The 22648-nt window shown below is 70.9% G+C and carries 19 protein-coding genes; 11 read left to right on the plus strand and 8 right to left on the minus strand.

The genetic code is table 11. The features are described from left to right. Positions 1 to 6: 6 nt before the first annotated feature. The 4 genes from EDF23_RS14550 to EDF23_RS14565 form a co-directional block, all read right to left on the minus strand. Positions 7 to 1248 carry an MFS transporter gene (locus EDF23_RS14550; RefSeq protein ID WP_131922048.1) on the minus strand — a complete coding sequence of 414 codons (1242 nt, stop codon included), beginning with the start codon at positions 1246 to 1248 and terminating at the stop codon, positions 7 to 9. 49 nt (positions 1249 to 1297) lie between these two features. Next, on the minus strand, positions 1298 to 2326 hold the full coding sequence (locus EDF23_RS14555; RefSeq protein ID WP_243648934.1) for a Gfo/Idh/MocA family oxidoreductase: 1029 nt from the start codon (positions 2324 to 2326) through the stop codon (positions 1298 to 1300). Beyond that, on the minus strand, positions 2323 to 3342 hold the full coding sequence (locus EDF23_RS14560) for a Gfo/Idh/MocA family oxidoreductase (protein WP_131922049.1): 1020 nt from the start codon (positions 3340 to 3342) through the stop codon (positions 2323 to 2325). The genes EDF23_RS14555 and EDF23_RS14560 overlap by 4 nt, the downstream gene beginning before the upstream one ends. Positions 3343 to 3423: 81 nt before the next feature. Then, positions 3424 to 4446, minus strand: a complete 1023-nt coding sequence (locus tag EDF23_RS14565; protein WP_131881010.1) for a LacI family DNA-binding transcriptional regulator — start codon at positions 4444 to 4446, stop codon at positions 3424 to 3426. Between the two features lie 216 nt (positions 4447 to 4662). On the opposite strand from EDF23_RS14565, the gene EDF23_RS14570 reads away from it, so the two are divergent. From EDF23_RS14570 to EDF23_RS14595, 6 genes are all read left to right on the plus strand, one after another. Continuing rightward, on the plus strand, positions 4663 to 6696 hold the full coding sequence (locus EDF23_RS14570; protein ID WP_131922050.1) for a beta-galactosidase: 2034 nt from the start codon (positions 4663 to 4665) through the stop codon (positions 6694 to 6696). Then, positions 6693 to 7604, plus strand: coding sequence for a sugar ABC transporter permease (locus EDF23_RS14575; protein WP_123294575.1), 912 nt, complete (start codon positions 6693 to 6695; stop codon positions 7602 to 7604). Before EDF23_RS14570 ends, EDF23_RS14575 begins: the two co-directional genes overlap by 4 nt. After that, entirely contained in the window at positions 7601 to 8551 is a 951-nt protein-coding gene (locus EDF23_RS14580) for a carbohydrate ABC transporter permease (protein ID WP_243648935.1), read from the plus strand. Before EDF23_RS14575 ends, EDF23_RS14580 begins: the two co-directional genes overlap by 4 nt. A 64-nt stretch (positions 8552 to 8615) precedes the next feature. After that, positions 8616 to 9956 (plus strand): extracellular solute-binding protein, encoded by a 1341-nt coding sequence (locus EDF23_RS14585; protein WP_131844876.1) that lies wholly within the window; start codon positions 8616 to 8618, stop codon positions 9954 to 9956. Positions 9957 to 10092: 136 nt separating this feature from the next. Then, positions 10093 to 11220 (plus strand): XRE family transcriptional regulator, encoded by a 1128-nt coding sequence (locus EDF23_RS14590; RefSeq protein ID WP_131881014.1) that lies wholly within the window; start codon positions 10093 to 10095, stop codon positions 11218 to 11220. A gap of 2 nt (positions 11221 to 11222) precedes the next feature. Beyond that, complete coding sequence (locus EDF23_RS14595; RefSeq protein WP_131922051.1) at positions 11223 to 11762, plus strand: hypothetical protein; 540 nt, start codon at positions 11223 to 11225, stop codon at positions 11760 to 11762. Positions 11763 to 11811: 49 nt separating this feature from the next. Here EDF23_RS14595 and EDF23_RS14600 read toward each other — a convergent pair whose 3' ends face one another. From EDF23_RS14600 to EDF23_RS14610, 3 genes are read right to left on the minus strand one after another with little or no spacing between them, the layout of a single operon-like run. After that, a complete protein-coding gene (locus EDF23_RS14600; protein WP_131881018.1) occupies positions 11812 to 12552 on the minus strand; it encodes a copper homeostasis protein CutC in 741 nt (246 codons plus the stop codon). Further along, a complete protein-coding gene (locus EDF23_RS14605; protein ID WP_207895506.1) occupies positions 12549 to 14114 on the minus strand; it encodes a M81 family metallopeptidase in 1566 nt (521 codons plus the stop codon). Before EDF23_RS14605 ends, EDF23_RS14600 begins: the two co-directional genes overlap by 4 nt. Continuing rightward, positions 14107 to 15291 (minus strand): ROK family protein, encoded by a 1185-nt coding sequence (locus EDF23_RS14610; RefSeq protein ID WP_111085915.1) that lies wholly within the window; start codon positions 15289 to 15291, stop codon positions 14107 to 14109. The genes EDF23_RS14605 and EDF23_RS14610 overlap by 8 nt, the downstream gene beginning before the upstream one ends. Positions 15292 to 15507: 216 nt before the next feature. Here EDF23_RS14610 and EDF23_RS14615 point away from each other — a divergent pair, with 216 nt between their 5' ends. From EDF23_RS14615 to EDF23_RS14635, 5 genes are all read left to right on the plus strand, one after another. Continuing rightward, a complete protein-coding gene (locus EDF23_RS14615; protein WP_131881022.1) occupies positions 15508 to 17304 on the plus strand; it encodes a peptide ABC transporter substrate-binding protein in 1797 nt (598 codons plus the stop codon). 93 nt (positions 17305 to 17397) lie between these two features. Beyond that, positions 17398 to 18357, plus strand: coding sequence for an ABC transporter permease (locus EDF23_RS14620; protein ID WP_123294582.1), 960 nt, complete (start codon positions 17398 to 17400; stop codon positions 18355 to 18357). Then, a complete protein-coding gene (locus EDF23_RS14625; RefSeq protein ID WP_111085912.1) occupies positions 18354 to 19247 on the plus strand; it encodes an ABC transporter permease in 894 nt (297 codons plus the stop codon). Before EDF23_RS14620 ends, EDF23_RS14625 begins: the two co-directional genes overlap by 4 nt. After that, positions 19247 to 20935, plus strand: coding sequence for an ABC transporter ATP-binding protein (locus EDF23_RS14630; RefSeq protein ID WP_131922052.1), 1689 nt, complete (start codon positions 19247 to 19249; stop codon positions 20933 to 20935). The genes EDF23_RS14625 and EDF23_RS14630 overlap by 1 nt, the downstream gene beginning before the upstream one ends. Continuing rightward, on the plus strand, positions 20932 to 21855 hold the full coding sequence (locus EDF23_RS14635) for an ROK family protein (RefSeq protein WP_207895507.1): 924 nt from the start codon (positions 20932 to 20934) through the stop codon (positions 21853 to 21855). Before EDF23_RS14630 ends, EDF23_RS14635 begins: the two co-directional genes overlap by 4 nt. Positions 21856 to 21878: 23 nt before the next feature. Here EDF23_RS14635 and EDF23_RS14640 read toward each other — a convergent pair whose 3' ends face one another. Continuing rightward, complete coding sequence (locus EDF23_RS14640; protein ID WP_131922053.1) at positions 21879 to 22607, minus strand: hypothetical protein; 729 nt, start codon at positions 22605 to 22607, stop codon at positions 21879 to 21881. Between the last annotated feature and the right edge of the window lie 41 nt (positions 22608 to 22648).

Consider the following 22648-nt stretch of genomic DNA (forward strand, 5'->3'; position numbering starts at 1 on the left):
TGGCGGTCAGGGGCAGGCGACGGCGACGGAACCCGTCGAGGTCGTCACCGGAACGGGTGCCGGAGCCTCGTCGGCGACCGGCGCTGCGCTCGAGCGGCGCAGCCCGAGGGAGACGAGCACGATCGCGCCCACGACGGCGACCCCTCCGGACAACCAGAAGTCCGCGGCGAGGCCGAACGACGACACCGCTGCGCCGCCGAGCACCGATCCCGCGGCGATCGCGAGCTGGATGGTCGTGACGAACAGCGCGAGCCCGGTCTCGGACCCGGCGGGCGAGGCGGTGGACATCCACGTCTGCATGCCGAGCGGCAACGCGCCCCAGACCAGCCCCCACACCACGAGCAGCACGAACACCCCGACGACGGAGTGCGCGAGCAGGGGGAGCAGGACCACGGCGACCGCGAGGGCGATCTTGGACACGCTGATCGTCCCGAGCACGCTCCGCCCCAGGGTGAAGCCGGCGGCGAAGTTCCCGACGATCCCCGCGACGCCGAACACCAGCAGCGCGAGCGTGACGGTGTCCGGGCCGACCCCGACCAGGTCCTGCAGGTACGGCGCGATGTACGTGTACGCGGCGAACTGTGCGGCGAACAGGAACGCGGCGGCGATCAGACCGACACGGGCACGGGGGACGCGGAGCAGCGAGCCGAGCGTCGCGAACCGGACCTGCTGCTGCGCGGGGATGCGCGGCAGCATCGCGAGCTGCAGGACGAGCGCGACCAGACCGAGCACGCCGCCGATGACGAACGCGAGCCGCCAGGTGGCGAGCGACGAGACGAGGGCGCCGAGCGGCAGGCTCACGACCGTCGCGACCGAGACGCCGGCGGTGATGAGCGAGGTCGCCCGGATCGTGGCGGCCGGCCGCACCAGTCGACCGGCGATGCCGGCGCCGATCGCCCAGAACCCGCCGATGCCGACGCCCAGGAGCATCCGGGCCACGAGCAGGACACCGAACGAGGGCGCGATCGCCGCGAGCCCGTCCGCCACCACGAGCAGCACGGTCAACGAGACGAGCACGACACGGCGGTCCACGCGCGAGGTCAGGACCGTGACGACCGGCGCCGCGACGGCACCGACCAGCCCGGTGGCGACGACCATGAGCCCGGCCGTGCCGATCCCGACGTCGAGGTCGGCGGCGATGGCGGGCAGGAGTCCGATCGGCAGGAACTCGGAGAGCACGAGGACGAAGGATCCGAGTGCGACGGACGTGACACCGAGCCACCCGCGGCGCTCTGCTGACGAGGTCATGGGTTCGTCAAGCAGTGCCGGTCGCGGGCCATTCCCGCGTGTCGTGTCGCTACTCGGCGGGTACCGGCACGGTGCGGCCCGACACCACCGACTCCTGCGCCGCGAGCACGATCGACAGGGTCCGCAGCCCGACGTGCACGTCCGGCTGCGGCTGCACGCCCGCCCGGACGGCGTCGACGAACGTCCGGAGCATCGCGGCATCGGGGTCGGCGCCGTAACGGGACTCGATCGGCAGCCCGGTCTCCGCGACGATCCCGCGAGCAGCCGCCCCGAAGAAGTCGAGCGACACCGTGCCGCCCGTCCCGGCGACGTCGAGCGTCAGTCCACCCCACACCGCCGAGGTGTCCGGCTTGCTCCACGAGCAGTCGATCGCGGCGACGACGCCGTTCGCGTACGTGATCGTGACGAGTCCGGCGGTCTCCGCCTGCGCCCGGGCCGCGTGCAGTGTGCGGTTCGCCACCGCGGTCACGGTGACGGGTGCCGACCCCATCAGGCCCTCGAGCAGGTCCGCGATGTGCACGACGTGGTCGACGATCGCGCCGCCGCCGGACAGCTCCGGCTCGGTGAACCACGACCGGGTCAGGGGGAGCATGCCGTTGTTCGCGCCGCGGACCGAGAACAGCTGCCCGAGTGCTCCGGAGTCGTGCGCCGCGCGGAGCTTGTCGAACGCCGAGGTGAACCGCACCGGGAACGCCACCATGAGCATGACGCCCGCCGCCTCGACGGCGTCGCGGATCGCGAGGCCGTCCTCCCACGTGGTCGCGAGCGGCTTCTCGCACAGGACGTGCGCACCGGCGGCGGCCGCGGCCTCGACGAGTTCGCGGTGCCGGGCGTTCTCGCTCGTGACGACGACGGCGTCCGGGCCCCAGGCGAGTAGCTCGTCGTAGGTGTCCGCGTAGTCGACCCCGAGCTCGTCGGCCAGGTCGCGGCCGCGGAGCTCGACGACCGTCTCGCCCGTGCTGACGCCGCCCGGATCGGCACCGCGGACCTCGACCCCGGGCATCGCGGCGAGGGCGGTGAGGTAGCCGATCGCGTGGGTGTGGGCGAACGACATCACGGCGATCTTCAGAGCGGTCACGCGCGCGCCTCCGTCGTCAGGGACACCGGCTGCCCGGTGTCCATCGACTCGAGTGCCGCGTTCGCGATCCGGACCGCCTCGGCGCCGTCCGCCGCCGTCACCCGCGGAGCGGCACCGCCGGCGAACGCCCCGAGGAACTCGGCCAGCTCGAGCCCGTACGGGTCGTCGGCGGGGTCGACCTCGGGCAGGAAGCCGTCCGCGGCGTCGGGCACCGCGAGGTCGGCGACGTAGTCCTGTTCGTCGAGCGACCGGTGCGCCAGGCTGCCGCGCGTGCCCGTCACCGAGTACTCGGTCGAGAACGCGAGGTGCTGCGGTCCCCAGATCCCGGCGACGTGGCTGATCGCCCCGGACTCGTGCGTGAGCAGGACGTGTGCTGCCTCCACCGGCTCGGCCTCGGTGCCGGCACGGACTCCGACCGCCGACACCGTGCTGACCGGCCCGGCGACCCACCGCGCGATGTCGAGGTCGTGGATCATCTGGTCCATCACGATGCCGCCGGACAGTGCCCGGTCGGCGAACCACGCGGTGCGGATCGGGAACGCCCCGGAGCGCACGAACCGCAGGACGGCCAGGTCGCCCAGGAGGCCCGTGGTGACGGCGTCGTGCAGGCGCACGTACGCGGGGAAGAATCGCACCACGTGGGCCGGGAAGAGCTGTCGGCCGGCGTCCCGCGCACGGGCCACCAGGTCCGCAGCGTCGGCGTCGGTCCGGGCGAGGGGCTTCTCCGACACGACGTCCTTGCCGGCGGCGAGTGCGGCCCGCACGACCTCGGCGTGGGCGAAGGTCGGCGTCACCACGTCCACGACGTCGACGGCCGCGAACAGGTCGTCGAGCGAGTCGACGACGGTGATCGACGACCCCGCGGCGGCGGCTGCCGCGGCGAACGCGGCGGCCAGATCTTGCGCACCGTCCTGCGCGTACACGACGACCGGGCCGAGCCGGAGCAGGCCGGGCATGTGCGCGTGGGCGATGCCGCCGGCGCCGACGAGGCCGATCCGGGGAGGGGTCGGGGGCATCGGGGCTCCTTCGCGGGCTGGACCGGTCGACGGTGACGGGGACCGGGCCATGCTACCGAGCCGACGGTCGGAGGGTGGTGCTCAGGCGGAGCCGCGCCAGACCACCTCGGTCGGCAGGATGAGTCCGTGCGGGCCCTCGTCGGCACCGGCGATCTGCGCGAGCACCTGCTGCGCCGCGCTCTCGCCGAGGGTGTGCGCGGGTTGCCGGACCGTCGACAGCGGCGGGTCGCAACGCAGTGCCCAGGCGCTGTCGTCGAAGCCGACGACGCCGACGTCGCCCGGCACGGACCGGCCGCTGCGCTGCAGGACGTCCATCGCGCCAGCGGCCACGGCGTCCGAGGCGGCGAACACCCCGTCGAGGTCGGGGGCCCGGTCGAGGAGCTCACGCATGCCGTCGGCGCCTGCGGTGTAGCTGAACAGGGGGTTCCGGGCCACCAGCTCGGGGTCGAAGCGGTCGCCGAGGGCCGCGGTGAAGCCGGCCAGTCGGTCCTGCCCTGAGTCGCGGTCGAGCCCGGACGCGAGCATGCCGATCCGCTTCCGGCCGGTGGCGACCAGGCGCCGGGTGATCTGCTCGGCGGCCGCGCGGTTGTCGATGCCGATGTACGAGATGTTCGCGGCGTCGGACGGGTGGCCGACGAAGCACGCCGGCATGCCGATCTCCTCGATCGCCCGGGTGATCGGGTCGCCGTCGCGGGCGGACAGCACGATGGCACCGTCGACGAACCCGCCGCGCAGGTACTCGACGACGCGCTCGTTGTCGCGGGCCGAGTCGACCATGATCGTGACGAGCTGCTGGTCGGCCTGCGACAACACCGTGTTGGTGCCGATCAGGATGTTGCCGATGTTCGGGTCGTCGAGCACCTGGACCGACGGCTCGTGCACGATCAGGGCGATCGCTCCGGAGCGTCGGGTGACCAGGCTCCGGGCCGCCGCGCTGCGCACGTAGCCGACGCGCCGGACGGCTGCCTGCACGGCTTCGCGGGCTTCGGGCGACACGTACGGTTCGTCGTTCAGGACCCGTGAGACGGTACCCCGGGAGAGTCCTGATTCGTCGGCGACGTCCTGGATCGTGGCGCGCTGGCGTGCGGTTCGGACCTCGGACATGCGGCAACCATATCCGCCCCACGACGGGCTCCAGCACGCGTCTTGTTGACAGCGGTCCGCTTCTGGTGTTCACTCTGGGAGCGCTCCCAGAACGATCCGGACCCGTTCGATCCGGCTGGACTGGGAGCGCTCCCAGAACCTGGGTGACCTTCGCCGTCGAAGGGGTCGTCAACGACCGGAGCGGCAGCGGTCGCCCCGATCAGCGAGGACCCTGACGTGACCACGACCACCCTGCCGACGCCCGCCACCGGGGCGCTCGGGCTCGGCTCGACCGGGCTCGCCTTCGGGTGCGACTACAACCCCGAGCAGTGGGACCCTGCGGTCTGGGTCGAGGACGTCCGGCTGATGCGCGAGGCCGGGGTGAACCTGGTCGCGATCAACGTCTTCGGCTGGTCGCACGTCGAGCCGCGTCAGGGCGAGTACGACTTCACCGCGCTCGACACCGTCATCGAGCTGCTGCACGGCGCGGGCATCGGCGTCGACCTCGGCACCGGCACCGCCTCGACCCCGCCGTGGCTCACCACGCTGCACCCCGAGGTCCTGCCCGTCGTGGCGGACGGCACCACGCGCTGGCCCGGCGGGCGGCAGGCGTTCTGCCCGAGCTCCCCGGTGTACCGCGAGTTCGCCCTCGCCCTGGTCCGCGCCACGGCGGAGCGCTACGGCGACCACCCCGCGGTGAAGCTCTGGCACGTGTCGAACGAGCTCGGCTGCCACAACGCGCACTGCTTCTGCGACGTCTCGGCCGAGGCGTTCCGTGGCTGGCTCCGTGCCCGCTACGGCACCGTCGACGAACTGAACGCCGCGTGGGGCACCTCGTTCTGGAGCCAGCGGTACTCGGCGTGGGAGCAGGTGCTGCCGCCCCGCGCGACGCTGTCGTCCACGAACCCCGCGCAGACCATCGACTTCGACCGGTTCTCGTCCGACGAACTCCTCGGCCACCACCGTGCCGAGGCCGCCGTGCTCCGTGAACTGAGCGACAAGCCCGTCACCACGAACTTCATGGTCGCCGCGCACATCACCGCGCTCGACTACTGGTCGTGGACGGCCGACATGGACGTCATCGCGAACGACCACTACCTCGACCACCGCCTGCCCCGCCCGCACGCCGAACTCGCCTTCGCCGCGGACACCACCCGCGGACTCGCCGGCGGAGCCCCGTGGCTGCTGATGGAGCACTCGACCGGCGCCGTGAACTGGCAGCCGCACAACGTCGCGAAGGCACCGGGCCAGATGCTGCAGGACACCGTCGCGCACATCGCCCGGGGCGCGGACGGCGTCTGCTTCTTCCAGTGGCGCGCGTCGGTGCAGGGCTCCGAGAAGTTCCACTCCGCACTGCTGCCGCACGCCGGCACCGATTCGCGCACCTGGCGCGACGTCGTCGCCCTCGGGTCGCTCGTCGAGCGGCTCGGCGAACTGCGCGGATCCCGGGTCGTCGCCGAGGTCGCGCTCGTCTTCAGCTGGGAGAACCAGTGGGCCGCCGACCTGGAGGCCCACCCCACCACTGCGCTCCGGTACCTGCAGCAGGTGCACGCGTTCCACGCCGCGCTCCGGGACCTCGGGGTCACGGTCGACGTCGTCGCGCCGGGCGCCCCGCTCGACGGCTACGCCGCGGTCGTCGTCCCCGAGCTCTACCTGGTGCGCGACGAGCACGCCGCCGTGATCGCCGACCACGTCGCCGCCGGTGGCCACGCGGTCGTCACCTTCTTCAGCGGGATCGTCGATGAACGCGACCGGGTCCGCACCGGCGGCTACCCCGGCGCCTTCCGCGACCTGCTCGGCCTCCGGGTCGACGAGTTCCTGCCGCTCGCCGCGGACCAGGCGATCGCGCTGTCCGACGGCACCACCGGCACCGTGTGGTCGGAGCCCGTCGCGCTGCGCGGCGCCACGAGCGTCGTCGAGTACGCCGAGGGCCCGCTCGCCGGCTCCGCCGCGGTCACCCGCAACGACCACGGCGCCGGATCCGCCTGGTACACGTCCACCGTGCTCGAGGCCGACGCGCTGCGCGACCTGCTCCGCCGCGTGCTCGCCGAGGCCGGCGTCTCCCCGGATCCCGCGACCGCACCGGGTGTCGAGGTCGTCCGGCGCCGCGACGACCAGCACGAGTGGGTGTTCCTGCTCAACCACTCCGACCAGCCTGCCTTGCACACCGTCACGGGCCACGAGCTCGTCACCGACCGACCCGTCGACGGCGTCACCGTCCTCGACGCCGGCAGCACCCAGATCATCCGCACCGACAGGAACCGATCATGACCACCACCACCCAGCGGCCCCGCGCCGTCCGTCGTCGGGGCGGGGGCTCCCGCTACCGCCTGGCGATCGCGATCTTCGTGGTCCCGTTCGCCCTGCTGTTCACCGCGTTCTACCTCGTCCCGATCCTGTACGCCGTGTGGCAGTCGCTGCAGAAGATCGAGCGCCAGGGCACGTTCGGCGCCCCGACACAGGTGTTCGGCGGGCTGAGCCAGTACGCGCTCGTGTTCCAGAACAGCGCGTTCTGGGACTCGGTGCTCCGCGTGCTGCTGTTCGGTGTCGTGCAGGTCCCCGTGATGCTCGGGCTCGCGCTCCTGTTCGCGCTGCTGCTCGACTCCCCGCTGCTGCGTGGCAAGCGGTTCTTCCGCCTGGCCTTCTTCGCGCCGTACGCGGTCCCCGGTGTCATCGCCGCGATCATGTGGGGCTACCTCTACGCCCCGGACCTGTCGCCGTTCTCCGCCGTGACCTCGAAGGTCGACTTCCTGGGGTCCGGCACCGTGCTCTGGGCCGTCGCGAACGTCGTGACCTGGGTCTTCGTCGGCTACAACATGCTCATCATCTACTCGTCGCTGTTGGCGATCCCGGCCGAGATCTACGAGGCCGCCAAGCTCGACGGGGCCTCGCAGCTCCGGATCGCGCTGTCGATCAAGATCCCCCTGGTCGTGCCGGCGATCGTGCTGACCGCGGTGTTCTCGGTGATCGGGACGCTGCAGCTGCTGACCGAGCCGACCGTCTTCCGGCAGTTCACCTCGACGATCTCGTCGACGTTCACGCCCAACATGCTCGTCTACTCGACCTCGTCGGTGCCGAACTTCAACCTGGCGGCTGCGTTCTCGGTCGTCCTCGCCCTCGCCACGTTCATCCTGTCGATCGGGTTCCTCCGACTGACCCAGCGGAAGGCCGCCCAGTGACCGTCCACGCACCCACCCCGGGCGACACCGTGCGCGACGCGGGCCGACCGCTCGAGCCGAACCGAGCCTCCCGTCCGCACCAGCACGGTGCACGCGGGCCGCGGGAGAGCGTCATCTCGCGCAGCGCCGCGATGATCGTGATGGGTGTCTTCACCCTGTACTTCCTGCTGCCGATCTTCTGGCTGCTGGTCTCGTCGACCAAGACGGCAGCGAACTTCAACACCACGTTCTCGCTGTGGTTCAGCGCGACCTCGGTGCAGGACTTCTTCGCGAACCTCGCTGAGCTGTTCACGCGGCAGGACGGCATCTACCTGCGCTGGCTGCTCAACAGCATCGCCTACGCCGGTGTCGCCGGGCTGCTCGGCACCGTGCTGTCGGCGATGTGTGGGTACGCCCTGGCCAAGTACCGGTTCCGCGGTCGTGAGGCACTGTTCAACACGTTCCTCGGCGGCGTCCTCGTGCCGGCCACGGCGCTCGCCCTGCCGCTGTTCCTCATCTTCAGCCAGGTCGACCTGACCGACACGTTCTGGTCGGTGTTCCTGCCGAGCATCGTCAGCCCGTTCGGCGTCTACCTGTCGCGGTTGTTCGCGGCGTCGAGCGTGCCCGACGAGATCATCGAGGCCGCGCGCATCGACGGCTCCGGCGAGGTCCGCACGTTCTTCACCGTCGCCGTCCGGCTCATGTCGCCGGCGCTCGTGACGATCTTCCTGTTCCAGTTCGTCGCCGTCTGGAACAACTTCTTCCTGCCGCTCGTGATGCTCCGCGACTCGTCGCTGTTCCCCGTCACGCTCGGCCTCTACACGTGGAACTCGAGCGTGAACCAGTACCCCGACCTGCGCACCCTCGTGCTCATCGGGTCCTTCGTCTCGATCATCCCGCTGCTCATCGCGTTCCTGAGCCTGCAGCGCTTCTGGCGCTCCGGCCTCGGGTCCGGCGGTCTGAAGTAGCCACCCGACCAGCACTCCCTCCGCACACCAGCCCTCCCCACACCACATCCCGAACGGAAACAGCATGAAGACAACGAAGTTCCTCAGCGTCGCCGCCCTGGCGGTCGCCGCGACCGTCGCCCTCGCCGGTTGCAGCGCCGGCGGCAGCGGCAGCGGCGGCGGTTCCTCCGACACTGCAGCCGCGAGCTGCAAGCCCTCGAGCGGCAAGGTCACGCTCGACTTCACGACCTGGGTGCCGAACATGGACAAGGTCGTCGCCATCTGGAACAAGGCGAACCCGGACATCCAGGTGAAGACCTCGATCGTCGCGAACGGCAACAGCGGGACGTACCAGAACTTCTTCAACCAGCTCAAGGCGAAGCAGGCGCCCGACATCGGCCAGGTCGAGTACGACACCCTGCCGGCCTTCCGGGTGCAGGGCGGCCTCGAGGACATCGGTGCGTGCTCCGGCATCTCGGCGGCGAAGAAGGACTTCTCCGACGGCCTCTGGAACCAGGTCACCTTCGGCGAGTCGAAGTCCGTCTACGCCGTGCCGCAGGACTCCGGTCCGATGGCGCTGTACTACCGCAAGGACCTGTTCGAGAAGGCCGGGCTCGACGCCCCGAAGACGTGGGAGGAGTACGCCGAGGACGCCGTCAAGATCAAGGCGCTCGGCGGCAACATCACGAACTTCGCCAAGGGTGACGTCAACCAGTTCGCCGGGCTCGTGTCACAGGCCGGCGGCCAGTGGTTCGCGAACTCGGGTGACTCGTGGAAGGTCGACCTGACCGACGCGAAGTCGAAGAAGGTCGCCGACTACTGGCAGGACCTGATCGACAAGAAGCTCGTCAACACCCTGCCGAGCTTCACCGACCAGTGGAACGCCGCGTACGACAGCGGCCAGGACTGGACCTGGGTCTCCGCCGTCTGGGGTGCGAACACCATCTCGAGCGGTGCGCCGTCGACCTCCGGCAAGTGGGCCGTCGCGCCGATGCCGCAGTGGAGCGAGGGCGAGTCGAAGTCGGCCGCCTGGGGCGGTTCGTCGAACGTCGTCTTCGCCGGCAGCGAGCACCCCGCCGAGGCGTCGAAGTTCCTGGTCTGGCTGAACACCTCGACCGAGGCGCTGTCCGCACTGAACAAGGAGGCCAACCTCTACCCGGCGTCCTCCACCGGCGCCGAGCTCCCCGCGCTGACCGAGGGACTCCCGTTCTACGGCAACCAGAAGATCTACGAGGAGTTCGCGACCGCAGCGAAGGACATCCAGCCCTTCACCTGGGGTCCGACGATGACGCAGACCTACTCGGACGTCTCCGACGGTTTCGGCTCGGCGGCGTCCGGTGACGGCACGCTGCTCGAGGCACTCGAGTCCGGGCAGTCCAAGACGGTGGCGGCGCTCAAGGCGCAGTCGATCCCGGTCAAGGGCTGACAGCGCTGACGCGCTGACGGCGGACGGGAGGCACGGTGCCAGCTGGCACCGTGCCTCCCGTCCGTTGCTCGGTCACGCTGGCAAGCGCGGCATGTGATGTGTTGCCGTTTGCGATAATCGCAAGTACGCTGGCGACATGGCCGGATCCCTGGAACAACGTGTCGAAGCCGTCATCACATCGGTCGACCTCGGGCGAGCGGACTTCGCAGCCTCCATCGGCATCGACGCGAGCAAACTCTCGAAGTCGCTCTCGGGTCGGCGACGGTTCTCCTCCCTTGAACTGGCCAGGATCGCCGACGTGGGCCGTCGCAGCGTCGATTGGCTGATCACTGGACGTGAGCCGTTCCGACCGGTGTTCGCCCAGCGCGCCCGGCTCGCTGGTGTCGATGACGAAGCGGGGGCGAGGACGGTCGAACTCCTCGCCACTGGCGTTCGTGGCCTCGCAGCGGTCGACCGCCCGTTGGTCCTGCCTGAGCTCCCGCAGCTCGCCCAACGGTCGAGCTGGTACACGGTCGAGGCGGCTGAGCTCGCGCGTCGCTTCGTCACGGAGATCGGTCGACCGCTCGGCGGCCTGTCGACGCACGATCTCATCTCGGCCATCGAACGCGTCTTCGGCGTGATGGTCGTCGTCACCGACCTGCCGGAGGGGATCGACGGTCTCTCGTACGAGGACGCGCACTGCCGGGTGATCCTCCTCGCGACCACCGACCGGCCCCTGCGTCAGCGGTTCACGCTCGCGCACGAACTCGCGCACATCGCCTTCGGTGATGCTCGTCAGGGCATGCTCCAGGAACGAATGGGGACGGCGCGCTCGAACGTCGAGCGGCGCGCGAACAGCTTCGCCGCGGCATTCCTCGCCCCCGCGGACGAACTCAGCGCGGCGATCGGCGGGCGCTCGACGGCAGCGGCGTTCCCGGAGCTGGTCGGGCACTTCCAGCTCTCGCCCGAGTCGATGGCATGGCGGCTCTTCAACGAGAAGCACATCGGCGAGACCGACCGAGCAGGTCTGATCGGCCTGCGCGCTCGCTCGATCTACATGCAGCTCGGGAAAGCGGCCGAGTACGTCGACCTGTCGCACGCTGCGGGGGAGCCACGTCCGAGTTGGCTGCTCGTCAACGCTGCCCTCGATGCCTACCGCGACGGTGACACGACGGTGAAGCCCGTCGCGACGCTCCTTGGGTGGGCACCGCAGGATGCCGAGGAGTTCTTCGCGCTGGACGACGGATCGACACCGGTCCCAGAAGCCGGCATGACCGAGAACTGATCGTGGCGCTCCACTGGTTTCCGGACAACTCGCTGATCTGCAACTTCGCTGCCGTCGACGAACTCGACCTCTTGCGTGCCAGCCTCCACGGTGCAGGGAGGGTTGTGGAAGCCGTTGCGTTCGAGATCGAGCGTTCCACAGCCCATGTTCCGAACCTCGCCCGGCTGGACCTCCACGACTGGTTCGGTCCGGCGATCGAGTTCCGCGATGTAGTCGATCAGCTGCAGATCGAAGCGGTGCGCACGGGCCGCTTCGGCGGTAGCGACGAGAAGCCCCTCGAACACCTCGGTGAGAGCCAGACGCTCCACCTGCTCCGGACCCGCGCGGAGTTCGCGGGAAGCGTCTGGATGAGTGAGGACGGCGGGTCGCTCAGAGTGGCCGGGCGCATGGGCATCGTCACTCGAGACACGCGTGCTGTCCTCGAGGAACTCGTCGCGTTCGGTGAGGTGACGGCGCAGCGGGCTTACACGATCGCCGTCGCGATCGAGCAGGCCGATCGGCCGATCCTCAGGATGCCGACGTCCTCCCGCGACCTGTCGTGATCGGACCGGAGGCGCGCTGCGAGCTGGCGCAGTTGTTCTGAGACCAGTGTCAGGCGTCGAGGGCGCGTCGCGCGGCCGCGACGACCTCGGCGTCGGTCACGAAGTGCGCGGAACCGTCGTCGGCGCCGCCCATCGGGACCCCGGCGTGGGCGCTGTCCGGCGCGGCACGCTTGGCCGACAGGTGCACGGCGGCGGCGCCCGTCGCGACCAACGCCCGGATGTCGGCCGGGGTGACACCGGCACCGGCCATGACCTGCACGGGCCCGGCGGCGTCGACCATCCGGGCGATCGTGGCAGCGCCGGCTCCCGCGGTGGGGGCGCCGCCGGAGGTCAGCACGCGGGTGAACCCGAGGGCGGCGAGCGTGGCTGCTGCGGCGACGGGGTCCACCGCGTGGTCGATCGCCCGGTGCAGGGTGATCTCGGCGGTCGTGCTGACCGAGCGGGCGGCGTCGACGAAGCGGCGCAGGGCGTCATCGTCGAGGGTCCCGTCCGGGCGCAGCGCACCGACGACGACACCGGCGGCACCGGAGCGCAGGACCGTCCGGACCTCGCGCACCATGAGCTCGACCTCGTCGGGGGTGTGCACGAACCCGCCGGGGCGGCACCGGACCAGCGCGTGCGCCGGGATCCCGGTCTCGTGGGTCGTCTCGACCAGGGCCTGCGACGGGGTCAGCCCGCCGAGCTCGAGCCCGACGCAGAGCTCGACCCGGTCGGCCCCGCCGTCCCGTGCGACGACCGCACCCTGCGGCGAGGTGACCGCGATCTCGAGTGCAACGGGCGAAGGGGTCATGCAGAGGCTCCGAGTGGCTGGTCCGAGGCCGGGATGATCCTGGCGGTCAGGTCCGGGGCCTCGGGGAACACTCGATCGTAGGGGAACATCGGCCGCTCGATCCTGTGGTGCCCGAGGCGGAGCAGGTCCTGGTCGACACCACCCGGGGTGAGCGCGAGCATCCAGTCGGCGGCCATGTCGAACAGCTCCGGCTCGAGGTACCCGATCTTCACCACGACGACGTCGGCCTGCCGTGGTGCGAGGTCGAGGTCGGTGAAGTCGTGCTCGTGGTGGTACGGCTTGCGCAGCTTCGTCAGGATCGCGAAGACGCTGCCGACCTGCAGCACGACCTCGGTCTCGGCGTCGCGGTCGCCGTGCTTGACCGCGTGGACCCGCCCGGTCATGGTGATCGGTCCGGCGTGCACGGCATCGACCGACGCACCGGCGGTCACCGTGACGGTCGCACCCACACCGGCCTCGACCGCGGTCGCCACGGCGGCGGCGCCGGGGACGCTCGCGTAGATCAGGGTGGGGCCGTCGGCGCTCGCGAAGGCCGGGTTCGCGAGCACCTGTGTCAGACCCCAGGTCATGTCGCCGGAGCCGCCCGCGGTGGGGTTGTCGCCGGAGTCGGACACGAAGTAGGGGTGTGCGGCGCCGGGCGCGAGCGCGGCGGCCAGGCACTCGTCGAACGTGCCGGTGGGTGCGACGAAGACGAAGTCCTCGCGGACGTCCCAGAAGGCACGGGCGAGGCGCTCGGCCCCGGCGGCGACGGCGGCCTCGTCCCACCCGGTGACGACGGTGACGGCCTGGTCGCGGGGCTGGTCCGCCCAGGCGTAGCCGACCCAGATCGCGGCGTCGAGCACGCCGTCGGTCTGCTCGACGAGCGGCACCTGGGCGTACAGCGAGGCGGCGGGTTCGAGGCGGGTCGAGGTCTGCTCGCCGGGCAGCAGGACGGGGATCGGGATCCAGGCCTTCACGGGGCGCTGCGCTCCGGCAGGACGCGCGGTGAGCACGTCGACCAGGTTCCGGACGGCACGTTCCTTGGTCTCCATGGCGTCCTCGTGCGGGGCCATCCGGTAGCAGGTGACGAGGTCGACCTGGTGGGCGAGCTCGCGCGTGACGTTGCCGTGCAGGTCCATCGACGCCGACACGATGACGTCCGGGCCGATCACCGCACGGATCCGGCCGAGCAGGTCCGCCTCGGCGTCGTCGAGGCCCTCGACGACCATCGCGCCGTGGATGTCGTACCAGAGGCCGTCCACGTGCTCGGCGTCGACGATCGCGCGCAGTCGCGTGACGATCTCGGCCGCGAGCTCCTCGTAGGACGCCCGGTCCACGATGCCGCCGGGCAGCGCGTGCCCGATGAGCGCCCCGCGGAAGTCCGCCGCGTCCGACATCGCGGACAGGAACGGGTACCGCGCCACGACCTCGTCGCCACGGTCTGGGTGGAACGCCGGTGCGTGGGTGCGGGTGGGGGTGAAGGTCGACGTCTCGATGGCCAGTCCGGCGATGGCGACGACCGGACGACGGGCACCGGCGGGGACGGCGGGGACGGCGGGGGTGGCGGGCACGGTCTCAGACACGGACGCTCCTGTTCCTGGTGGTGGACTGCGGGATGGGGGTGGACAGCTCCTCGAGCGACGCGGCGAGGCCCCGCTGCAGTGCGAACTGCCCGGCACCGACGAGCCCGGCATCGGCACCGAGCGACACCGGCTCGATGGCCAGGTGCTGCGTCATGAGCGGGTGGCAGCTCTCGTAGAGCTGACTGCGCACGGCCGCGATGAACGGGTCGAGGGTGGAGAGGATGCCGCCCAGGTAGACGGCGTCCGGGTTGAAGAAGTTCACGTTGGCCGCGAGCACCTCGCCGAGGTACCGACCGGCCAGGCGCACGGCACGGGTGGCCTCGGGGTGGGCGTCCGAGGCGAGTCGGACGACGTCGGCGGTCGAGGAGACGTCGACCCCGGCGCCCGACAGGATCCGCACCAGGGCAGCTCCGGACGCGACGGTCTCGAGGCACCCGGTGTTCCCGCACGAGCAGGGGGTGTCACCGGCGGCGTCGATCCGCACGTGGGTGATGTCCCCGGCCGAACCCGTGGACCCGCGGTACAGGCGGCCGTCGATGACGATGCCCGCGCCGATCGCCGATCCGGCCTTGATCGTGATGGTCTGCCGGCGTCCCGGAGGCTGCACGCTCTGCTCGCCGGCGGCCATGCAGTTCGCGTCGTTGTCGACGATCGCCGGCAGGCCGAAGCGGTCGGACAGCCAGGCGGCCACCGGGAACCCGTTCCAGCCCGGCATCCGGCTCGGCAGGTCGACGACACCGGCCTCGACGTCGACGGGACCGGGCAGGCTGAGCCCGACCCCGCGTAGACCGGCGCGGCCACGGTCGTCGGCGAGCCGCTCGAGCAGGCCGGCCAGTCGCTGCAGGCCGGCGGTCGGACCGTCGGAGAGTGCGAACGGGACGTTCGCGACCGACTCGAGCGCGCCTCCCGGCAGCACGATCCCGACCCGCGCGTGCCCGCCGCCGACGTCGGCGGCGACCGCGTACTCGTCGACGCCGCCGATGCGGAGGACCTTGCGGGGACGCCCGCCGGTCGAGACGTCGGTGCCCTCTTCTGCGAGCAGCCCGTGCGACAGCAGCTGGGTGACGACGTGCGACACCGTCGACGGAGCGGCGCCGAGCAGTGTGGCGATCTCGGTGCGACTCGCGGCCTGACCCGAGGCGACGAGTTCGAGGACGCGAGCAGAGAGGTCCGTCACGACTTTCTCCAATCCGGGGGAAACGACGGTCGAACCGACCGAACACCCGGAGCCTAACCGGCGGAACGGCCCGTTCACCCTTTCGTCCAAACGGCAGAAACGCAGTTTTTACACGAAGATGTTTGTTTTTCCAACGGCTTTGGCCATTGACTGTGTCCGTGCCGCTCGGCACGCGTGCTCCACCTCCCCAGAACTCCCACGCACCAGGAGACACACATGACCAAGCCCCGCCGCTGGGCGCTCCTCACCGGAGCAGCGATCGCCGTGAGCGCCCTGCTCGCCGGATGTTCCGGGGGCGGTTCCGCCACCTCGAACGCGAATCCGGACGAGATCAACTACGCCCTTCCTGCGAACTTCACGCCCAACTGGATCCTGCCGATCGGCACCGCCGCGCACCTCAACACGAACAACGGTTCCATCGCGCAGTCGCTGTACGAGCCGCTCGTCGCGTACGACGGCTCCACCGGCAAGATCGCGTGGAACAAGGACGGGTCCGTCGCCACGGACGCGGAGTTCGCCGACGACGGCAAGAGCGTCGAGATCACCCTCGGTGACCGGCACTGGTCCGACGGCGAGGCGATCACGAGCCGCGACGTCGAGTTCTGGTTCAACCTGATCAAGGCGAACAAGGACCAGTGGGGCTCGTACTCGAAGGGCAAGGCGCCGGACAACTGGACCTCGTTCAAGACCGTCGACGACACCCACTTCACGATCACGTTCGACAAGGCGTACAACTCGGACTGGATGCTCGCCAACCAGCTGAGCCACATCATCCCGCTGCCGCAGCACGCCTGGGACAAGACGAGCGCGAGCGCCAAGGTCACCGACGCCGACGAGACCACCGCCGGCGCGAAGCAGGTCTGGAAGTACCTGAACACCGCGGCCGGCAAGATCTCCGACTACGCCACCGACGACCTGTGGAAGACCATCTCCGGTCCCTACGGCGTGAAGGCGTTCACCACCGCCGGCAAGGTCACCCTCACCGCGAACACGAAGTACGACGGCGGCGAGAAGCCCTCGATCACGACCGTCAACCTGCTGCCGTTCACGACGGCCGACGCCGAGGTGAACGCGGTCCGCTCCGGCGAGGTCGACTACGGCTACATCAACGCCACGGACATGGACCAGGAGTCCTCGTTCACGGCGAAGGGCTACGAGGTCGAGCCGTGGACCGGCTGGGCCATCACCTACATGCCGTACAACTTCAACAACCCGGACATGGGCGCCGTCTTCAAGCAGCTGTACGCCCGCCAGGCCGTGCAGATGTCGATCGACCAGAAGTCCCTGTCGAAGGTCGTCTTCAACGGCACCGCCACCTCGACCTACGGCCCGATCCCGCAGGCGCAGGAGTCCGACTACGTCTCCGACGTGCAGAAGGACAACCCGTACCCGTTCAGCACGTCGAAGGCCAAGGACCTGCTGACCAGCCACGGCTGGGAGGAGCAGGGCGGCACGATGGTCTGCACCGACCCGGGCACGTCCGACAGCCAGTGCGGTGAGGGCGTGAAGAACGGCACGAAGTTCACCATGGGTGTGCTGTCGCAGTCCGGTTCGACCGTGACCGACAACATGATGAGCGCGATCCAGTCCTCGCTCGCGAAGACCGGCATCGGCTTCACCATCAAGACCGCGCCGGTGTCGAGCGTGCTCTCGCAGACCCCGACGTGCACGAGCGACGAGGCCAGCTGCGACTGGGACCTGTCGTTCTTCGGTACCGCGGGCAGCTGGTACTTCCCGGCCTACCCGACCGGTGAGTCGCTCTTCTCGACCGGTGGTTCGGCGAACTTCGGCAGCTACTCGAACAAGCAGGTCGACGACCTCATCGATGCGACCACCACCTCGACCGACGCCACCGCCGTGCAGGACTACAGCGCCGCGGTCGCGAAGGACCTGCCGGTGATCTGGCTGCCGAGCCCCGACTACCAGATCTCGGTCGTCAAGAAGGGCCTGTCCGGGTTCGACCAGGACTCGCTCGCCAACTTCCACCCGGCCCAGTGGAAGTGGAACAAGTAGGACCGTGACCACGGACGGAAGGCGCGGTGTGCGCCCGACGCGCACCGCGCCTCCCGTCCGCTCCGACGCAACAACCCAGACGACGGAAGCCGCATGACCACAGCTCTCTACCTCACCAGGCGCGTCCTGCAGGCGCTCGCGGTGATCCTCATCGTCACGATCGTGGTGTTCTGCCTGCTGCACGCGCTGCCCGGCGGACCCGCCCGCGGTGTCCTCGGCGTCTCCGCGACGCCCGCGCAGATCACCGCGTTCAACCAGGCGCAGGGACTCGACCAGGCGCTGCCGGTGCAGTACCTGCGGTTCCTCGGTCGTCTGCTCACCGGTGACCTCGGCACCTCGTACACGCTCAACGAACCGGTGTCGCAGCTCATCGCCGAACGCCTGCCGAAGACCCTCGTCCTCACCGGCATCTCCGCCGTCCTCGGCCTCGTCATCGCGATCCCGGTCGGCATGCTCCAGGCCGCCCGCCGCAACGGCGCGGTCGACTACGCCGCCACCGCGCTGGCCTTCGTCTTCTACTCGACGCCGGCCTTCTTCCTCGGCCTCATCCTGATCATCGTGTTCAGCCAGCAGCTGCCGTGGCTGCCGTCGCAGGCGCCGAGCGGCACCACGCTCGCCGAGGTGTTCCAGGACCCCGCCGGGCTCGTCCTGCCCGTCGTCACCGGAGCGCTCGCGATGATCGCCGTGTTCAGCCGGTACATGCGGGCCTCGACCCTCGAGAACCTGCAGGAGGACTACGTCCGCACCGCCCGCGCCGGTGGTGCCTCGACGATGACGATCCTGCGCCGGCACGTGTTCCGGAACTCGCTGACGCCCGTCGTCGCGATGCTCGGCTACTACCTGCCCGTGCTGTTCGGCGGCGCCCTGGTCACGGAGCAGCTGTTCAACTACCCCGGCATGGGGCTCCTGTTCTGGAACGCGGCGCAGTCGTCGGACTACCCGACGCTGCTCGGCTGCGTCCTCGTCATCTCCATCGCGACCGTCATCGGCACCCTGCTCGCCGACGTCGCGCAGTCCCTCATCGATCCGCGAGTGAAGGCGAGCCGCGCATGAGCGCCGTACAACTGGCACCCGAAGCACCGGGCGCTCCCGTCACCGTCGCGGCCACCGGGTTCCGGCTCGCCGCCCGCCGGTTCCGCGGCAACACGCTCGCCGTGATCGGCCTGGCCGTGATCGTCGTCATCGTCCTGTTCTGCTTCGTCGGGCCGTTCCTGTACCCGACCGACCAGACCCACACCCTGCTCGAGCAGGCGAACCAGGGTCCGAGCGCGGCGCACTGGCTCGGCACCGACGCCGTCGGCCACGACGTGCTCGGCCGGCTGATGTACGGCGGCAAGGTCTCGCTCATGGTCGGCATCGCCGCCGGGGTCCTGGCCACGGTCGTCGGTACCCTGTGGGGTTCCGTCGCGGGCTACGTCGGCGGCTGGGTCGACGCGCTGATGATGCGCGTCGTCGACGCGGGCATCGCGATCCCGGCGCTGTTCATCCTGCTCGTCATCTCGGCCATCACGACCCCCGGCGTCGCCGGGCTCATCCTGATCCTCGGGCTGGTGTCGTGGCTGGTGCCGTCCCGCCTGATCCGCGCCGAGACCCTGACGCTGAAGAACCGCGACTACGTGCTCACCCTGCGCGCGATCGGCGGCTCGCACGCCCGCGCGATCGGCAAGCACCTGCTGCCGAACTCGGTGTCCACGATCGTCGTCGCCGCCACGTTCCAGGTGGCCGACGCGATCCTGCTCGTCGCCTACGTCTCGTACCTCGGGCTCGGCGTGCAGCCGCCCGCGACGGACTGGGGCGGCATGCTCTCGGCGGGACTCACCGCCGCGTACTCCGGACGCTGGTGGCTCATCGTGCCCCCGGGTCTGGCCGTGATCCTGATCGTCTGCGCGTTCAACGCCGTGGGCGACGGACTCCGGGACGCCTTCGACGTGAGGGGCCGCTGATGACCACCGAACCGATCCTGCGGACGACCGACCTCGGCGTCTCGTTCAGCACCGAGTCCGGTACCGTGTCGGCCGTTCGGGGCGTGTCCCTGACGGTCGCGCCGGGCGAGACGCTCGCCCTGGTCGGCGAGTCCGGCTCCGGCAAGTCCACGGTGGCGCTCGCCGCGATGGGGCTGCTCTCCGGCAACGCGACGGCGACGGGCAGCGCGCTCGTCGCCGGTCACGAGGTCGTCGGTGCTCCCGAACCGTCGCTCCGTGCCCTGCGGGGCTCGACGGTGTCGATGGTCTTCCAGGAGCCCGCGACGGCCCTCGACCCGCTCACCCGGGTCGGCGCGCAGATCGCCGAGGTGATCCGGAACCACCGAACGGTCACCGCTGCGCAGGCCGCGGCCGAGGCCGTCGACCTGCTCCGCCGCGTCGGCATCCCCGACCCCGAGTCGCGCACGCGGTCGTTCCCGTTCCAGCTGTCGGGTGGGCAACGCCAGCGCGTGGTGATCGCGATGGCGATCGCGAACTCGCCGAAGCTGCTCATCGCGGACGAGCCGACGACCGCCCTCGACGTGACCGTGCAGGCCGAGATCCTCGAACTGCTCCGCAAGCTCGCCGTCGACACCGGCACAGGCGTGCTGCTCGTGACGCACAACATGGGCGTCGTCGCGGACTTCGCAGACCGCGTCGCGGTCATGCTGCAGGGCGAGATCGTCGAGACCGGCAGCGTCGAGGACGTCCTGCTCCGTCCGGAGCACGAGTACACGAAGCGGCTGCTCGCCGCGGTGCCGCGGCTCGACGTGGCGGGCGACCGTCCCGCCGCTCCGGTCGACACGGGGTCCGCTGACGCGGCGGCCGGGAGGCCCGGAGCGGCCCCGGTGGTCGACCTGCGGGACGTCACGGTGACGTTCGGGCGCGGGGCGCGCGCCGTCCACGCGTTGCAGGGGATCGACATCGCCGTGCACGCGGGCGAGACGGTCGGCCTGGTCGGCGAGTCCGGCTCCGGCAAGTCCACCGCGGCCCGGGTGGCGCTCGGGCTCATCACGCCGACGTCCGGCACGGTGTCGCTGTTCGGGCAGGACCTGCGCAGCGCCCGAGGTCGTGACCGCCGTGCACTCCGCGCCGGCATCGGCGTCGTGCTGCAGGACCCGGTGGCTTCGCTCGACGCCCGGATGTCCGTGGCGGAGTGCATCGCCGAACCGCTCGCCGTGCACCGCCGTGGGATGTCGTCGGCGGACCGTCGTCGGCGGATCGACGAGGTGCTCGACGCCGTCCGGTTGCCGCGGTCGCTCGCCTCGCGTGCACCCCGCGAGCTCTCGGGTGGCCAGCGCCAGCGGGTCTCGCTCGCCCGCGCCCTGGTGCTCGAGCCGCGGTTGCTCGTCGCCGACGAACCGACCTCGGCGCTCGACGTCAGCGTGCAGGAGACCGTGCTCGAGGTCCTCGGTGAACTGCAGGACGACCTGGGGTTCGCGTGCCTGTTCGTCTCGCACGACCTGGCCGTCGTGCAACACTTCGCCGAACGCGTCGTGGTGATGCGCCAGGGCGTCGTCGAGGAGCAGGGCACCACCGGGACGACCCTGCTCCACCCCACCACCGACTACACCAGGCGCCTGCTCGCCGCCGTACCCGTGCCCGACCCCGTCCTGCAACGGCAGCGTCGGACGGCGCGTCTCGCCTCGCTCGCGGCGGTGACCGCGTGACCCGGGTGATCGCCGGCGTCGACGTCGGTGGCACGAACACCAAGGTCGTCCTGACGACCCCCGACCTCGAGGTCATCGACCGCGTCGACCTACCGACGCCCGCCCACGCGGGTGGGGCGGCGATCGTGACGGCCGCCGTCGGGGCGGTGACGGGCCTGCTCGTCCGGCACCGGGCCTCCTTGACGGGTGTCGGGGTGGGCGCGGCCGGCGTGGTCGACGCGGCCACGGGCACCGTCCTGGTGACGGGCAACTCGTTCACCGGCTGGGCCGGTTACGGCGTGACCCGCGCGGTCAACGACGCCCTCGGCGTGCCGGCGACGCTCGACAACGACGTGAACGCGTTCCTGCTCGGCGAGATCGCCACGGGTGCCGTCGCGGGGGAGTCCGACGTGCTCGGGATGACCCTCGGCACCGGGGTCGGCGGTGCGTTCGTGCTCGGCGGACGGCTGTTCGCGGGGCCGCGCGGCGCCGCCGGTGAGATCGGCCACGTGCCGGGCTTCGGTGACGCGCTGTGCACCTGCGGACAGATCGGACACCTCGAGACGATCGCGGGCGCGCGTGGCATCGCCGACCGGTACGCCGAACGATCCGGCCGGCGGCTGTCGGCGCGTGACGTCGCCGTCGCCGCACGTGCCGGTGACACGGACGCCGCTGCCGTCTTCCAGGCCGCGGGGTGGGGCCTGGCGCGCGCCGCCCTGCTCACCGCGGGGATCCTCGACGTCACGACGATCGTGATCGGCGGCGGCATCGCGCGGTCGTGGGACCTGCTCGAACCGGCCATCACCGCGGCGATCGCGGCCGAGCCCCCGGTGAGCGGTGCGACGATCCGGCTGGCGCAGTCGACCCTCGGGTCGGACGCCGTGGCGCTCGGTGCCGCGTCGCAGGTGCGCGCGCTCGTGCTCGAGGCCGAGCCGGCGTAGCGACGGACCCGCGCCGGCTCGGGTCAGCGCACCCAGACGACGATGCCGCGCAGGTCGTGCAGCACGGCCGCCAGACCCGCGTGCAGTGCGCGGTCGGCGCGCTCCTCCGTGAAGGTGGACGGGTCGTAGTGGCTCGACGGTCCGAGTCCTTCGCCACGGAAGCCGCCGCCGGTCCAGTCCGCGGCCGTCACGTTCGACGTCGGCTCGGCGATCTCGGCACCCACGACCAGGAACTGCTGGTGGAGCGCCGTCGGCGACACCGCGGCGAGCGGGTCGACCATGTGGTTGCCGACGCTGATCACCAGGTCGGACCGCTCGTCGATCGCCCGGGTGACCGCCGCGATCCGGTCGTCGGCGTCCGTCGCCGACACCCTCGTGACGGTGACGTCCTCGTCCGCCGCCCACGACGCGACGGCGTCGAGCAGGGTCCGGGTCGGGGCGTCGTCGGCGTCACCGGCGTCCGACAGCAGCACGACGTCGTAGTCGTCGGGGGCGTGGACCCCGGACCACGAACCCGGCTCCGGGTGGATGGTGGCCTCGGGTGCCGGCGGCTGCGTCGGGTCGGAGAAGCCCGCGCCGAGGGCACCGGCCGTGGCGTGCGCCGTCGCCGACGTGCCGGTGCCGGCGTCGGTGCCGGCTCCTGCGTCGGTCCCGCCGGGCGTCGCCGAGCACCCGGCCAGCAGGGCGACGCCGGTGCCGACGAGGGCGACGGTGGTCAGCAGGAAGGTCGTCCGGGCAGCGAGGCGGGTCACTGCATCATCGAAACACGTCGGTGTGCCGCACCGGGCCGGCT

This window comes from Curtobacterium sp. PhB128, from assembly GCF_004340725.1.
Classification (GTDB): domain Bacteria; phylum Actinomycetota; class Actinomycetes; order Actinomycetales; family Microbacteriaceae; genus Curtobacterium.

What these genes read in the sequence shown, in the direction of transcription:
- EDF23_RS14550 (WP_131922048.1), bottom strand. Translation starts at nt 1,248, where the DNA reads ATGACCTCGTCAGCAGAGCGCCGCGGGTGGCTCGGTGTCACGTCCGTC.
- EDF23_RS14560 (WP_131922049.1), bottom strand. Translation starts at nt 3,342, where the DNA reads ATGCCCCCGACCCCTCCCCGGATCGGCCTCGTCGGCGCCGGCGGCATC.
- EDF23_RS14565 (WP_131881010.1), bottom strand. Translation starts at nt 4,446, where the DNA reads ATGTCCGAGGTCCGAACCGCACGCCAGCGCGCCACGATCCAGGACGTC.
- EDF23_RS14575 (WP_123294575.1), top strand. Translation starts at nt 6,693, where the DNA reads ATGACCACCACCACCCAGCGGCCCCGCGCCGTCCGTCGTCGGGGCGGG.
- EDF23_RS14585 (WP_131844876.1), top strand. Translation starts at nt 8,616, where the DNA reads ATGAAGACAACGAAGTTCCTCAGCGTCGCCGCCCTGGCGGTCGCCGCG.
- EDF23_RS14590 (WP_131881014.1), top strand. Translation starts at nt 10,093, where the DNA reads ATGGCCGGATCCCTGGAACAACGTGTCGAAGCCGTCATCACATCGGTC.
- EDF23_RS14600 (WP_131881018.1), bottom strand. Translation starts at nt 12,552, where the DNA reads ATGACCCCTTCGCCCGTTGCACTCGAGATCGCGGTCACCTCGCCGCAG.
- EDF23_RS14615 (WP_131881022.1), top strand. Translation starts at nt 15,508, where the DNA reads ATGACCAAGCCCCGCCGCTGGGCGCTCCTCACCGGAGCAGCGATCGCC.
- EDF23_RS14620 (WP_123294582.1), top strand. Translation starts at nt 17,398, where the DNA reads ATGACCACAGCTCTCTACCTCACCAGGCGCGTCCTGCAGGCGCTCGCG.
- EDF23_RS14625 (WP_111085912.1), top strand. Translation starts at nt 18,354, where the DNA reads ATGAGCGCCGTACAACTGGCACCCGAAGCACCGGGCGCTCCCGTCACC.
- EDF23_RS14630 (WP_131922052.1), top strand. Translation starts at nt 19,247, where the DNA reads ATGACCACCGAACCGATCCTGCGGACGACCGACCTCGGCGTCTCGTTC.